This is a genomic window from Psychrobacillus sp. FSL W7-1493 (genome assembly GCF_038004905.1).
Lineage (GTDB): Bacteria > Bacillota > Bacilli > Bacillales_A > Planococcaceae > Psychrobacillus.
In genome coordinates, this window is the sequence record NZ_JBBOSB010000001.1 from 759,956 (window position 1) to 775,310 (window position 15,355).

Here is a 15,355-nt window from a genome sequence, read left to right on the forward strand (position 1 = left end):
GATTATAGATGTCAAAAGCATATGAAAAAGCTGGTGTAAATATTGAAGCTGGCTATGAAGCAGTTGAACGCATGAAATCACATGTCGAACGTACAGCTAGAAAAGGAATCATGGGTACTTTTGGTGGCTTTGGAGGAATGTTCGACTTATCTTCTTTAAATTATAAAGAACCAGTCTTAATCTCTGGGACTGATGGTGTAGGAACAAAGCTTAAGCTTGCCTTTATGATGGACAGTCACGACACAATTGGTATCGATTGTGTTGCTATGTGTGTAAATGACATCGTTGCACAAGGAGCAGAGCCTTTATTCTTCTTAGATTATGTAGCGGTAGGTAAGGCAGTACCGACTCGTATCGAACAAATTGTAAAGGGCGTTGCAGATGGATGTGTTCAGTCTGGTGCAGCCTTAATAGGCGGAGAAACGGCAGAAATGCCAGGGCTTTATGAAGAGAATGAGTACGATTTAGCGGGGTTTGCTGTTGGTGCTTGTGAAAAAGCAAAAATAGTAACAGGTGAGCAGATTAGTGAAGGAGATGTATTAGTTGGTATAGCCTCTAGTGGTGTTCATTCCAATGGATATTCTCTTGTACGTAAAATAGTATTTGAAGAGCAAGGGTATACAGCAAATACGATAGTGGAGGGTTTTGAGGACCTTGGAGAAATTGGCAAGGCTCTCTTAACTCCTACTAAGATTTATGCAAAACCAGTAATGGAGTTACATCAGCAATTAAACATCCATGGTATGGCGCATGTAACTGGCGGAGGGTTCTATGAAAACCTTCCACGGATGATGCCTGAAGGGTTGGCAACTGAAATAGATCTTGGTTCTTGGGAAGTGCTACCGATATTCCAATTCCTCAAGGAAAAGGGGCAGCTGACTGATAGAGATCTTTACAATGTATTTAATATGGGAATTGGCTTTGTACTAGCTTTAACTGAGGAAGAGGCAGAAAAGGCGATTGCTATAGCTGAGACTCATGGAGAAAAAGCATACACAATCGGTCGTGTGGTAAAAGGGGAAGGCGTACTATTCAACGGAACACATGACGGGAGTTTAGTGTAATGAGTACAGGTCCAAAGTTTGCCGTCTTCGCTTCAGGAAGCGGCACTAATTTTCAAGCAATCTATGATGCGGTTAGGACGGGTAAGCTGGTAGGTGAACCCGTCTTAGTTGTAACAAACAGACCAGATGCATATGTTGTGGATCGTGCAAAGGCAGTAGGAATTGAAACGCTAATATGTAAGCCATCCGATTATTCTACAAAGGAAGCTTATGAGCAGGAAATTTTAAACGAATTACAAGAGTTACAGGTAGAATGGCTAGTGCTTGCTGGTTACATGAGATTGGTTGGCAATGTGTTACTGGATGCATATCCGAATCGTATAGTTAATATTCATCCTTCCTTGTTACCCGCCTTCCCTGGAAAAGACGCTATTGGACAGGCAATGGAGCATGGTGTGAAAGTTACGGGGGTCACCGTGCACATAGTAGACGCAGGTATGGATACAGGACCAATATTAGCTCAATGTGCTGTAGACGTCATATGTGATGACCGAGAGAAGACAGAGGAAAGAATCCATGCAGTAGAGCATGAATTATACGTAAAGACCTTGCAACAGCTGTGGAGTTAATGGACATAAGCTTAAGTACTTCCAAAAGCTCAACTTTATTAATAAACGTATGAAAGTTTCTTCATGGTCAATTACTTAGCACTTTTTTTAAGAGATTATTTTACCTTTATCCATGCTTGATTGAAGCGACAGATGAGGGCTTATCGCTCCCCCCGCGAAAAAGCGTCCGAGATATGAGCGGAAATCAATGTATTTTATTTTACTATTTACTTTTAAAGCTGGGATAAAATAAGCTTTACTTTAATATCGATTTTTAAAAAAATTAGGAGGAATTATTGTGTCTAAACGTGCGTTAATCAGTGTATCTGATAAATCAGGAATTCTTGAGTTTGCAAAAGAGCTGGAACAGCTTGGGTATGAAATTTTATCAACTGGAGGTACCAAATCATTTTTAGAGAAAAATGGAGTTGCTATTACCTCTGTTGACCAAGTAACTAATTTTCCAGAGATTTTGGATGGTCGAGTAAAAACATTAAACCCAATGATTCACGGTGGATTACTAGCAAAGCATGATGATCCCTCTCACCAAGCTCAATTAGAAGAACATAACATAACCCCAATCCAAGTGGTTTGCGTAAACCTTTATCCTTTCCGTGAAACTATTTCAAAACCTGATGTAGCATTTGAAGATGCTATTGAAAACATCGATATTGGTGGGCCGTCTATGCTACGCTCAGCAGCTAAAAATCATCAGTATGTAACAGTAGTTACTGATACAACTGATTACGAAGAAGTGTTAAGTCAGCTAAAAGAAACTGGAGAAACTACTATTGAAACACGTCGTAGACTTGCAGCTAAAGTATTCCGTCACACAGCAGCTTATGATGCGTTAATCGCAGATTATATGACAAATCTTACGGGAGAAGAATTCCCTGAGCTATTAACTCTTACATATGAGCGTAAGCAAGCTTTGCGTTATGGAGAAAATCCTCATCAACAGGCTGCATTCTACAAACGCCCACTTGGTTCTGATTTCTCGATCGCATCGGCTAAGCAATTACACGGTAAGGAGCTTTCTTATAACAATATCCAAGATGCAAATGCTGCTATCCAAATTGTTAAGGAATTTGAATTACCAGCTGCAGTTGCTGTGAAGCATATGAATCCATGTGGAGTAGGTACAGGAAACACAATTTCCGAGGCATTCCAAAAAGCTTATGAAGCAGATTCTACATCTATTTTTGGAGGAATTGTGGCTTTAAACCGTGAAGTGGATGCTACTACTGCTAAAACATTAGCAGGCATTTTCTTAGAGATTATTATTGCTCCGTCCTTCTCCGAGGAAGCCATTGCAATGCTAACTGCTAAGAAGAACATTCGTCTTTTAACTATTTCCTATGAGCAAACGAAAAAAGACAAATGGAATACGGTCTCAGTAGAGGGTGGATTATTAATACAATCTCCAGATACTTACGGGTTAAAAGATGCAGATGTTCGAGTAGTTACAGAACGTCAGCCTACAGAGGAAGAATGGAAATCGATGACATTGGGATGGAATGTTGTAAAGCATGTTAAATCTAACGCCATCGTGGTAGCGAATGAAGAAATGACAGTAGGTGTAGGAGCAGGCCAGATGAACCGTGTAGGATCTGCTAAAATTGCTCTTGAACAAGCAGGTGATCTTGCAAAAGGAGCTAGTCTTGCATCAGATGCTTTCTTCCCTATGAATGATACGGTAGAGGCAGCTGCCAAAGCTGGTGTTACAGCAATTATACAAACTGGTGGATCTGTGAAAGACCAAGATTCAATTGATAAAGCAAACGAGTATGGAATTGCGATGGTATTTACTGGCGTGCGCCATTTTAAACATTAAGGAGGCTTCCCCTTATATGAAAGTTCTTGTTATTGGTAGTGGAGGGAGAGAGCATGCAATTGCTAAGCAGTTCCAGCTATCTCCGTCTGTTCAGAAAGTGTTTGTAGCACCTGGGAACGCTGGGATGGAAAAGGACGTTCAGATTGTTCCAATCGATGCATTAGCTTTTGACGAGTTAGCCAAGTTTGCAAAAGAAAACAAAATCGATTTAACGTTTGTCGGACCAGAACAACCTCTTGCAGAAGGGATTGTAGATTTCTTCGAAGGACAAGGCTTACGTATATTTGGCCCCACTAAGGCTGCAGCACAAATTGAAGGAAGTAAAACCTTTGCAAAAGAATTAATGGACAAGTATAACATTCCAACAGCTGCTTATGAAACATTTACAGAGGTAGACAAAGCAAAAGAATACATTGAACGTCTTGGAGCTCCAATTGTTGTGAAGGCGGATGGTCTTGCTGCTGGGAAAGGCGTAGTAGTTGCGATGTCGGTTGAAGAGGCGACAGCCGCAGTAGAGGACATGATTGGTAACCAATTGTTTGGAGAATCTTCCTCTCGTGTTGTTATAGAAGAGTTTTTAGATGGAGAAGAATTTTCATATATGTCCTTTGTCCACAACGGAGCTATTTATCCAATGGTAATAGCTCAGGATCATAAACGTGCTTTCGATGGGGATGAGGGCCCGAACACCGGAGGTATGGGTGCATATTCCCCTGTGCCACAAATCTCTAAGGACGTAATAGAGACTGCTTACCAAACGATTGTGGAACCAACCGTTCAAGCAATGACTGCGGAAGGTTATCCTTTCACAGGTATTTTATATGCTGGTCTTATCCTGACAAAGGAAGGTCCAAAAGTTATCGAATTTAATGCTCGTTTTGGAGATCCTGAAACTCAAGTAGTTCTTCCTAGAATGAAGAGTGATTTTGGTGAATTTATGGAAGCGTTGATGGAAGGAACGTCTTATCATGTAGAATGGTCCGACGAGGCAATGTTAGGTGTGGTAATTGCTGCTGAGGGATATCCAATGAATCCGGCAAAGGGTGCAGTGATTCCTAATTTAGATTATTTGACTGAAGAGGGACTACATATATTCCATGCAGGTACGAAGTTGCAGGATGGAGAGCTAGTAGCAAACGGTGGTCGTGTCTTATTAGTAGCGGGAAAAGAAGCAACCTTAAAGGCTGCACAGCAAAGTGTCTATGAGAAGCTTTCTAAAACAGAGTGGAATGGTTTATTCTATAGAACCGATATTGGTTGGCGAACATTTAAATAATTTGAAAAAGAATGTCCGGTATACGCTTGGACATTCTTTTTTTAGAAATGTGTGAGAGCTGCTTGTACTTCTAAAGGTAAGTAATTTAGTGATACAGATTTCCGCTTTCGGCGGACGCTTTCCGTGGGGTGAGCGATAAGCCATCACCCATCGCTTACGCGCGTGGTTGTGATGTCTTATCTGTCTCACTCATCCCACTGGAGTCGCCACCTGTCGCTTCAATCATAAGTATGTAGGAAATAAAGAACCGACTTATATCACTTTCACAGTTCATTCTTCTTTAAACTAAAACTAATGGTCAGATGTTGCATTTTGCTATTATAAATTAATATCTATTATCACTCATTTAATGGTTGTTCTACCTATCTTTAATTTAATTGCTAATTTAACAGTAAAGTTTATATCACACCATGAAAAAGCGTCCACTAAGAGTAGAAATCTGCCATCGCTTGTTAGCTCTAAACAATGATCTTTTATAATATTTATCATATTTTCCTTTATTGTGACTATTATATAAGAGAAGGCTACGAAACTATGCGATAGATTTTCTAACTATAATATATAAACTTTACTTGTCTTTAAAATAGAGATTATTCGGTCGATAAATATAGTAGCAGATAAATTTACCTATTCGTTTATCAGAATTTACAAAAAATATAATTCAACACTTTGATTTACTAAAGTACTGTGCTAGTATTATTTTTATGAAAAGAATATACGGGAAGGAGAAGGGCTACATGCATTATCCAATATGGAAAATCGAACATATAAGGCATCAAATAGAAGTGGTTAACGGTACAAAAGCACCCGACATTCTTATTAAGAATGCTACTTACTTACATAGTCATTTAAAAAAGTGGATAAGTGGAAACATTTGGATCGTCAACGACCGTATCGTGTATTCAGGGACTGAAACACCTCTCATTACGGATGAGACTGAAGTCTACGATGCTGCAGGGCAAAAGATTGTACCTGGTTATATTGAACCCCATGTACATCCATTCCAGCTTTATAACCCACAAACATTTGCAGATTACGCTTCACAGCTTGGAACCACAACATTTATATCAGATAATTTAATCCTTTTCCTGATGCTTGAAAATAAGAAAGCGTTTTCAATAATGGATGAGTTAAAAAAATTACCTTTTTCTTTTTATTGGTGGGCTCGTTTTGATTCCCAAACAGAATTAGAAAATGAGGAGCAGCTTTTTAACTCCAAAACAGTAGGAGAATGGATTAATCGACCGGATGTCATTATGGGTGGTGAGCTGACGGGATGGCCTAGATTACTATCCGGAGATGACCAGATGCTGTATTGGCTTCAGCAGGCTAAAACCAAAGGAATGAAAATCGAAGGACATTTTCCTGGTGCATCTGAGAAAACACTTGCTAGAATGAGATTATTAGGGGCAGATGGTGACCATGAGTCTATGACAATCGAGGAAGTAGAGAGACGGATACTGCATGGTTATGCAGTTACCTTACGTCATTCTTCTATTCGTCCAGATTTACCAAACCTACTAAAGGATATTTTAGAGAAGGATCTACGTATTTTTGATCATTTAATGATGACTACAGATGGTTCGACACCATCTTTTCATACCGACGGTGTAATGGACAAATGTATCCAGGTGGCATTAGATGCAGGTGTAGATCCGATTGATGCGTACTTGATGGCGTCATTTAACGTTGCAAAGTACTATAATCTTTCAAATTTACATGGTGTTATTGCAACAGGTAGACTTGCAACATTGAATTTCCTAGAGGACGAGCGAAATCCTGTCCCAATAGCAGTTTTATCAAAAGGAGTATGGTTAAGAAAAGACGGAGAAAAAGTTCGAGGGTTAGAAGAGGTAGATTGGTCTAATATGCCGCCGCTTCAGCTAGACTTCGATTTAACCGATAGCGATTTTCAATTCTCGATGCCATTTGGTATTGAAATGGTGAATGACGTCATTACTAAGCCTTATTCCATTAGTGTTGATACAACGGACAATGAATTGTCTCAAAGTCACGACCAAAGCTTCCTGCTACTTATAGATAGAAATGGTAAGTGGAAAGTATCTACTTTAATAAAAGGCTTCGCAACGTCCTTAATGGGATTTGCTTCTTCCTATTCAAATACGGGGGATATATTATTGATTGGGAAGAGTAAAAAAAGTATGATGCAGGCCTTTGATGAAATGAAGAAAATGAACGGCGGGATTGTCATTGTAGAAGATGACCAGGTTGTCTGTTCAATCCATCTTCCAATAGGTGGGGGGCTTTCTGATAAGCCAATGGAAGAGCTTATAGAGGAAGAGATAGTGTTAAAGAGAGAACTAGCTAATAGAGGATTTAAGCATGGGGATGCTATATACACACTGCTGTTTTTACAATCTACTCATTTGCCGTATGTCCGTGTAACTCAAAAAGGGATATTCGATGTGATGAAGAAGAAGGTTTTATTTCCAGCAGTAATGAGGTAGGAGGCTTTAGCGTGTTAAAAAAATGGGGAATGATTACTGTTGTTTGTGTTTTACTTTCAGGGTGCTCAAAGGAAGCAGTAATAGAGGAAGTAGTTGCTGAAGATATTAAAGAAGAGGTAGAGGAGAGTGTGGCTGAAATAATTGAAGAGGAACCGACAGTCTTGCCGTTCACTGCTCCATTTACTGGGGTTGGATCAGAAGAAGAGTTAAAGCAAAGACCAGTTATGGTAACTATCAATAACCATCCACAAGCTCGTCCGCAATCAGGGATATCTCAAGCAGATCTAGTTTATGAAGTCATTGCAGAGGGAAATGTTACTCGATTTTTGGCAGTTTTTCAAAGTGAGATTCCAGATAATATTGGACCAGTTAGAAGTGCTAGAGATTACTTTGTAGAGCTATCCAAGGGGTTAGATGCCTTTTATGTGGCGCATGGCTATAGTCCAGATGCACAGAAAATGTTAAACGCAAGAGTAGTAGATAATATAAACGGTATGCAGTATGATGGAATCTACTTTAAACGTTCAAAAGAAAGAAAAGCACCACACAACTCTTATATTTCAGGTGAGAATATTTTAGCTGGAGCAGAGCGAGTAGGGGCTTCAATGGAATTGAACAAGATACCGACCTTCTCTTTCTTAGAATCTATAGATGGTGCTAAGATTGGAAATCCAGCTTCCAATATAACTATTCGCTACGGGAATGGTACTAGCTTTGAGAACGAATATAATTATGTTTCAGACGAAGGGATTTACGAAAGAAAGTCTGCTGGAGTCCTTACAACCGATAAGGAGAACGAGACTCCTGTAAAACTTTCAAATCTTATTTTTATGGAAATCCCACATAAAACCATTGATAATTCTGGGCGTCAGCAGTTAACATTAGCTAATGGAGGAAAAGCATATCTTTTCCAAGCCGGTATTATGAAGGAAATAGAGTGGAAAAATATAGAAGGTATATTGGTTCCTATGGAAAATGGTGTACCAGCAAAGCTAGTTCAAGGAAAAACATGGATTAGTATTGTTCCGACAAGTCCTGGGATAGAAAATATGGTTAAGTATATACCGTAAACGACTAAAGAAAGGAATGAATACATTGCAGATTGAAAAAATTAAAGGTAAACAAACAGACCAACTATTCAATGCTATTCTGCAGTTGAAGGATATAGATGAGTGCTATCGATTTTTTGACGACTTATGCACAATCAGCGAAATTCAATCACTTGCTCAGCGATTTGAAGTAGCCCATTTGCTTCGTCTAAAGAAAACTTATGAATCTATTAAAAAAGAAACTGGTGCAAGCACTGCTACTATTTCACGTGTTAGACGAGCATTTGATTATGGCAATGATGCGTATGACGAAATGTTAGATAGATTATATCCAGACGAGAAACCAGTGTTAAATAGAAAAGAGTAATAGAGAAGAGCTCTCTCCGAAACTTATTCGGGAGAGTTTTTTTGTTTGTTAAGAGAAGTACCTAATAGCTCTGAAAAATAAATTTATGGGAAGTCTCTTGACGATTGTTGAATTTTTATTACAAATTTGGATTCCTCATGGCTTATGAGCGATGTCAGCAGGTATTTTTGGTATAATGGAGTAATGTTATCAAACAACTATTGTGTAGGTGAAAAAATGGATTATAAAGAGTGGAGACATATATTTAAGCTAGACCCTGCGAAGGAGATTTCTTCCGAGGCATTAGAGAGGGTATGCGAATCTGGAACAGATGCTATTATTATTGGCGGTTCTGATGGCGTGACCTTAGACAACGTAATAGATCTATTAATGAGAATTCGTAGATACGCAGTTCCGGTAGCGTTGGAAGTTTCTACGATAGATAGTATAACCCCTGGTTTTGATTTTTATTTTATTCCTAGTGTTTTGAACAGCACCGATACGAGATGGGTGAAGGACCTGCATCATAAGGCGACAAAGGAATTTGGTGAGGTTATGAATTGGGAGGAAATAATCCCAGAAGGCTATTGTATTTTAAACCCTGACTGTAAGGCAGCTATGCTGACACAAGCGGAGCCAGTTGAAACAATCGATGATATAATTGCTTATGCTCAAATGGTAGAGCATATGTTCAAATTCCCTGTTTTCTACATGGAATACAGCGGAAAATACGGTGATGTTCAAACTGTAGCCAAGGTAAGATCTGGTTTAAAACAAACCCAGCTTTTTTATGGTGGGGGGATTAAAACAGAAGCACAAGCCCGCGAAATGGCCGCCTATGCACATACCATTATTGTAGGAAACCAAATTTACGATAATTTGAATGAAGCCTTGAAAACTGTTAATGCAGTAAAATGAATTGAGGAAATAGATAGCCAAGGGTATAATAGAAAGAACAAATGTTCTTGTAGAGGAAGTGTAGTAAAGTATGGAACTTATAGCTAAAACCCTATTAAACGGGATGAATAAAGAGCAAGAGGAAGCAGTGAAATCAACTGACGGTCCACTACTGATTATGGCTGGAGCTGGATCTGGTAAAACAAGAGTGCTAACACATCGCATAGCTTATCTAATCGTGGAAAAGGAAGTTTATCCTTCTAAAATATTGGCCATTACCTTTACCAACAAAGCAGCCCGCGAAATGCGAGAGCGTATCAATAGTATTTTAGGAGAAGGCACTGGAGAGAGAATGTGGGTTTCTACGTTTCACTCGATGTGTGTACGTATTTTAAGAAGAGATATCGATCGAATTGGTTATTCTAAAAGTTTCTCTATATTAGATACTTCTGACCAGCTGACAGTTATTAAAGGTATTTTGAAGGATTTGAATATTGATACGAAACAATATGATCCTCGCTCTATGCTGAATGCTATTAGTAGTGCAAAGAATATATGTATTGATGCAGATACATATAAGGCTCAAATGAATGATTCCAATCCCTTTGAGAAAACAGTAGCAAAGGTATACGAAGGGTATCAAAAACGTCTGAGAAAAAACCAGTCGCTAGACTTCGATGATTTAATCATGACTACTTTAACATTGTTTAAGCGAGTGCCAGATGTATTGGAATACTATCAAAATAAGTTTCAGTATATCCATGTAGATGAATACCAGGATACGAACAAGGCTCAATACGAGCTAGTTCAAATGCTTGCAAACAAGTTCAAAAACATCTGTGTTGTAGGTGATTCCGATCAATCCATATATCGCTGGCGCGGCGCGGATATACAAAACATCCTTTCCTTTGAAAAAGACTATCCAAATGCGAAAGTGATCATGCTGGAACAAAACTATCGGTCATCTCAAAGAATCTTAAAAGCAGCAAATGACGTCATTTGTAATAACCAAAGTCGTTATCCAAAAGTGTTGCGAACTGAAAACCTTGAAGGTGAAAAGATTGAGTTGTTCCGTGCAAATGAAGAACAGCAGGAAGCTCAATATGTTGTTCAAAAGATTCAAGAGCTAATAGAAACAGAAAACAGAACGCTAAACGATTTTGCTATCTTATATCGAACGAATGCCCAATCACGTGTAATGGAGGAAGTGCTCGTTAAATCGAACATGGCCTATACGATTGTTGGAGGTACCAAGTTCTATGATCGGAAAGAGATTAAAGACTTACTTGCCTATCTACGACTGATCGCCAATAATGATGATGATTTATCACTTGCTCGAATTATTAATGAGCCTAAGCGAAACATAGGAGCAACCTCATTTGACCGAATAGCGAGATATGCTATAGAACAAGATCGTTCCATTTTAGACGCTTTAAACGAGGTAGACTTCATGGGATTACCTGCTAGAGCAGTGAATTCTGTAGTAGGCTTCCATGGACTCATTCAAAACCTAACTCAAATGCAGGAGTTCTTGTCAGTAACTGAGATTGTGGAACAGGTATTAGAGAAAACTGGATATAAAACGATGCTAAAAAATGAAAAGACAATTGAAGCGGAAAGCCGTCTAGAGAATATCGAGGAGTTTTTATCTGTAACGAAAGCCTTCGAAGAAAAAAGTGACGATAAATCTCTTGTTGCATTTTTAACAGACTTGGCGCTCATTTCAGATATTGATAAGCTCGATGAAGATGAGGACAAGTCACAGGGCAATATTATCCTGATGACAATGCATGCTGCTAAGGGGCTGGAGTTTCCTGTAGTATTTATCATTGGAATGGAAGAAAATATTTTTCCACATGCTCGCTCCATTGGAAACGATGAGGAGATGGAGGAAGAACGTCGCTTAGCATATGTAGGTATTACTCGTGCTGAGGAAAGATTATTTATCACATGTGCACAAGCACGAACTATATTTGGACGCAGTAGCTTTAACAGTCCCTCTCGTTTCATCGCGGAGATTTCAGATGAAATTATTGAGGTTGTAGGGTGGTCCAGAGATATCCGCAAAAACAAAAGTAGAGATACAAAAGTAATTGCACCAGTTCCTCGCGCTGCAGTTTCTAGACCAGCGTATCAATCGACCGGTGGAGAGCGTTTAGGCTGGCAGGTTGGTGACAAGGCAGCCCATAAAAAATGGGGCGAGGGTATGGTTGTCAGCGTTCGTGGCGATGGTGAGAATACAGAGCTTGATATTGCTTTCCCAAGTCCGACTGGGATCAAGCGATTACTTGCTAAATATGCACCGATTGAAAAAGTATAATTTTCTTAGCGGAGGAAAATCGATGGATAAATTAGAAAGAGTAAAAGAGCTTCATAAAATATTGCATGACTATAGCTACTCATACTATGTATTAGATAAACCGACAGTACCCGATGCTGTCTATGATCAATATTTGCATGAACTGATTGCACTAGAGGAAGAAAATCCGGACTTGATTTTCCCGGATTCTCCCACTCAGCGTGTGGGATTAACTATAAGTGAAGGATTCAAAAAAGTGACCCATGCCAATCCAATGTTAAGTTTATCCAATGCATTTAATGAAGAGGATATTAGAGACTTTGATAAACGTATCCGAAATATTCTTGATGAGACACCGGTCTACGTATGTGAACTGAAAATAGACGGACTTGCTGTTTCACTTCTATACGAGAATGGACAACTCGTTCGCGGAGCTACTCGTGGTGATGGAACAACAGGTGAGGATATCACGAGTAACATTAAAACGATTCGTGCTGTCCCTTTACGTTTGCAGGAAAATGTTACGTTAGAGGCTAGAGGAGAGGCATATATGCCTAAATCTTCTTTCCTAAAGCTAAATGAACAACGAGCAGAAGACGGGTTAGAATTATTTGCGAATCCTCGCAATGCAGCTGCTGGTTCCTTGCGTCAGCTAGATCCTAAAATTGCGGCAAGCCGTAATTTGTCCATGTTCATTTATGGCATGGGGGGAGATGGAGAAGAGTTTAATATTGACGATCATTCGGAAGCCCTTAAGTATATGAGAAAGCTAGGATTACCTACTAACAATGAAACAAGAGAATGTCATTCTGTTGAAGAGGTTATGGCTTTTATTGAAGAATGGACGACCAAAAGAAATGATATTCCTTATGAGATAGATGGAATTGTGATTAAAGTGAATAATTACTCGCAGCAAGAGGAACTTGGCTTCACAGCTAAAAGTCCACGTTTTGCTATTGCCTACAAATTCCCTGCTGAAGAGGTAGTTACGACGATAATCGGAATCGACCTAACAGTGGGACGAACTGGTGTAGTTACTCCAACTGCATTGTTAGAACCAGCACAGGTGGCGGGTACAACAGTACAAAGAGCTTCCTTGCATAACGAGGATCTTATTCGCGAAAAGGATATACGAATAGGCGATCGAGTAATCATTCGAAAAGCTGGGGACATCATCCCAGAAGTAGTGGGAGTAATCCTTCAAGAAAGAAAGGATAACCTAGTCCCTTATGAAATGCCGACAAACTGTCCTGCATGTGATAGTGAACTGATACGTATTGAAGAAGAGGTCGCTCTACGATGTGTTAATCCGCAATGTCCAGCTCAAATTCGTGAAGGAATTTATCACTTTGCTTCCCGCAATGCGATGAATATAGAAGGTCTAGGTGGTAAGGTTGTAGAACAGCTTTATAGAGAAGAACTTATAAAGGATGTTTCGGACCTATATAAGCTTACGATCGAGGACTTGGTAAAGCTAGAGCGAATGGGTATGAAATCTGCTACTAATCTTGTCGAGGCTATCACAACTTCAAAATCCAATTCAATGGAGAGAGTATTATTTGGATTGGGCATACGCCATATTGGTGAAAAGGCAGCAAAAATTCTTTCTGAAAAGTTCCTAGATTTTGATGCACTAATGCATGCTACACGAGATGAAATTACTGACATTCATGAAATTGGTGAAAAAATGGCAGATTCTCTTGTAACTTATTTTGAACAGGAAGAGGTTCAAAAGCTAATTGATCGATTAAAAGAAGCAGGATTAGCAATGAGATACACAGGTAAGGTTATTGATGCTGCTACAATGGAAAACAGTCCATTTGCCGGTAAAACGGTTGTCTTAACAGGGAAACTCACACAATTGACACGTCCAGAGGCAAAGGAAAAAATAGAATCATTAGGTGGTAATGTAGCTGGCAGCGTAAGTAAAAAAACAGACTTAGTTATTGCAGGAGAGGATGCTGGATCTAAGCTAGAAAAGGCTACTAATCTTGGTATTGAAGTCTGGGATGAGCAAAAGCTATTGGACCATTTAGAAGGATAAAAGGAGTTAAAAGCATGACCAAAAAATATTTAGTGTTAGCTCTTTTGATTTTGGCGTTAGTTATAACGGGATGTACTCCGAATCAAAAAAACGATACAGAAGTTGTGCAAAATACGGAGGAAGAAGCGAAAACAGTTGTGATTCCAAGTCTTCAGCTGGATGAAACCTATTATCGTACTTTGATGCCGTATGAAGAGAGTGCAAGCAGAGGATTAGTTGTCTCAAATCTTAATACGAAATACGACATGAAAGAAGTAGAATTAGGTCTATTTCGAATTTCTCAAACAGAATTTTCACCAGATAAGTATATGTTCCAAGAGGGACAATACTTAAAAAAAGACACCTTGCAGAAATGGTTGGCCAGAGAAGGTCAAACAAAGGAAGGGTTAAATCCGAATGATGAAGGCCTCACAGGAGAAGAAAAAGCATTAAAAACACCTGTTTATATCACACATATTGTAGAACAAAACTATTTAGAGGTAGTGGACAATAAAGCTAGGTTAGCGGGAGTATCTGTAGGTCTTTCCTTAAATTCAATTTATTATTATACAAAGGAAGAATATGGGGCAGAATATGAACAAGCCTTAACAGATGAGCAAATCAAGCAGAATGGGGAAAGAATAGCTAAAGAAGTTGTTAGTCGTATGAGAAAAATAGCTGGCCTGGAAGAGGTACCTATTGTTGTAGGTTTGTTTAAACAAAATAGTAATAATGCTATTGTTCCAGGTACTTATTTTGAATACGGTGTTGCTTCTAAAGGAGGGAATTTGTCTGATTGGAAGCCTATCAATGAAGAATATATTATGTTCCCGTCTTCCGATGCTGAAAAAAAATATCGTGACTTAAATACAATCTTTAGTAACTTTAAGAGGGATGTGGAAGAGTATTTCTCTAATTATACTAGTGTTATTGGCACAGGATACTTTAAGGACGAGCAACTACAGAAGCTAACTATTGAAATACCAATACAGTTTTTTGGTTCTGCAGAGTTAATTGGATTTACACAGCAGCTTGCGGGATATATGAAAGCCAATTTCCCTGCTTCGATGAATGTAGAAATTCAAGTGAACTCATTGGATGGTGCTGAGGCATTGCTAGTTAAAGAGGCTGGTGAAGAGGACGCATTTGTTCATATCTATAACCATTAAGGAAACGATGCGTACTCTGTTCAACTAGTGTGAAAAATGATATGATTATTGTTATGGTTTATTGAATTCGGAGGTGTAAAAATTGGCGAATATTTCAAAAGAAGAAGTAAAACATGTTGCGCATTTAGCTAGACTTGCTATTACTGAAGAAGAAGCGGAGATGTTTGCAGAGCAACTAGCTGCAATTACTAAGTTTGCAGATGAGCTGAACGAATTAGACACTACTGATGTAGCTCCAACTACTCATGTATTACCATTAGTGAATGTGCTTCGTGAGGACAAATCAGTACCTGGCTTAGAACGTGAGAAAATGATGAAAAATGTTAAAGAAGAAGAAGCAGGACAAGTAAAAGTACCAACTATTATCGAATAAGAAAAAGTT

12 protein-coding genes are annotated in these 15,355 nt (G+C 39.0%); all 12 read left to right on the forward strand.

Annotated elements, in window-relative coordinates:
* Window positions 1-8: 8 nt before the first annotated feature.
* The 12 genes from purM to gatC all read left to right on the forward strand — a co-directional run bounded on the left by purM (window position 9) and on the right by gatC (window position 15,346).
* Window positions 9-1,064: a phosphoribosylformylglycinamidine cyclo-ligase gene (gene purM / locus MKX96_RS03750; RefSeq protein WP_298470735.1), complete on the forward strand. Its 1,056-nt coding sequence runs from the start codon at window positions 9-11 to the stop codon at window positions 1,062-1,064.
* Window positions 1,064-1,633 carry a phosphoribosylglycinamide formyltransferase gene (gene purN / locus MKX96_RS03755; RefSeq protein ID WP_340882079.1) on the forward strand — a complete coding sequence of 190 codons (570 nt, stop codon included), beginning with the start codon at window positions 1,064-1,066 and terminating at the stop codon, window positions 1,631-1,633. Before purM ends, purN begins: the two co-directional genes overlap by 1 nt.
* Window positions 1,634-1,910: 277 nt before the next feature.
* Window positions 1,911-3,446 carry a bifunctional phosphoribosylaminoimidazolecarboxamide formyltransferase/IMP cyclohydrolase gene (gene purH, locus MKX96_RS03760; protein WP_169360556.1) on the forward strand — a complete coding sequence of 512 codons (1,536 nt, stop codon included), beginning with the start codon at window positions 1,911-1,913 and terminating at the stop codon, window positions 3,444-3,446.
* A 16-nt stretch (window positions 3,447-3,462) separates the two neighbouring features.
* The gene (gene purD, locus MKX96_RS03765; RefSeq protein WP_340882082.1) at window positions 3,463-4,722 is read left to right on the forward strand and encodes a phosphoribosylamine--glycine ligase; all 1,260 of its coding nucleotides are present in this window, start codon (window positions 3,463-3,465) and stop codon (window positions 4,720-4,722) included.
* A gap of 737 nt (window positions 4,723-5,459) precedes the next feature.
* Complete coding sequence (locus MKX96_RS03770) at window positions 5,460-7,190, forward strand: adenine deaminase C-terminal domain-containing protein (RefSeq protein ID WP_340882084.1); 1,731 nt, start codon at window positions 5,460-5,462, stop codon at window positions 7,188-7,190.
* Between the two features lie 11 nt (window positions 7,191-7,201).
* Complete coding sequence (locus tag MKX96_RS03775) at window positions 7,202-8,260, forward strand: DUF3048 domain-containing protein (protein WP_340882086.1); 1,059 nt, start codon at window positions 7,202-7,204, stop codon at window positions 8,258-8,260.
* A gap of 25 nt (window positions 8,261-8,285) precedes the next feature.
* Window positions 8,286-8,606, forward strand: coding sequence for a YerC/YecD family TrpR-related protein (locus tag MKX96_RS03780; RefSeq protein ID WP_169360559.1), 321 nt, complete (start codon window positions 8,286-8,288; stop codon window positions 8,604-8,606).
* A gap of 216 nt (window positions 8,607-8,822) precedes the next feature.
* Window positions 8,823-9,503, forward strand: coding sequence for a heptaprenylglyceryl phosphate synthase (locus MKX96_RS03785; protein WP_340882087.1), 681 nt, complete (start codon window positions 8,823-8,825; stop codon window positions 9,501-9,503).
* Window positions 9,504-9,573: 70 nt separating this feature from the next.
* Complete coding sequence (gene pcrA, locus MKX96_RS03790) at window positions 9,574-11,802, forward strand: DNA helicase PcrA (protein WP_340882089.1); 2,229 nt, start codon at window positions 9,574-9,576, stop codon at window positions 11,800-11,802.
* 22 nt (window positions 11,803-11,824) lie between these two features.
* A complete protein-coding gene (ligA, locus tag MKX96_RS03795; protein ID WP_340882091.1) occupies window positions 11,825-13,825 on the forward strand; it encodes an NAD-dependent DNA ligase LigA in 2,001 nt (666 codons plus the stop codon).
* Between the two features lie 14 nt (window positions 13,826-13,839).
* Complete coding sequence (locus MKX96_RS03800; RefSeq protein ID WP_340882094.1) at window positions 13,840-14,973, forward strand: CamS family sex pheromone protein; 1,134 nt, start codon at window positions 13,840-13,842, stop codon at window positions 14,971-14,973.
* Window positions 14,974-15,055: 82 nt separating this feature from the next.
* Window positions 15,056-15,346, forward strand: coding sequence for an Asp-tRNA(Asn)/Glu-tRNA(Gln) amidotransferase subunit GatC (gene gatC, locus MKX96_RS03805; RefSeq protein WP_169360564.1), 291 nt, complete (start codon window positions 15,056-15,058; stop codon window positions 15,344-15,346).
* The last annotated feature ends 9 nt before the right edge of the window (window positions 15,347-15,355 follow it).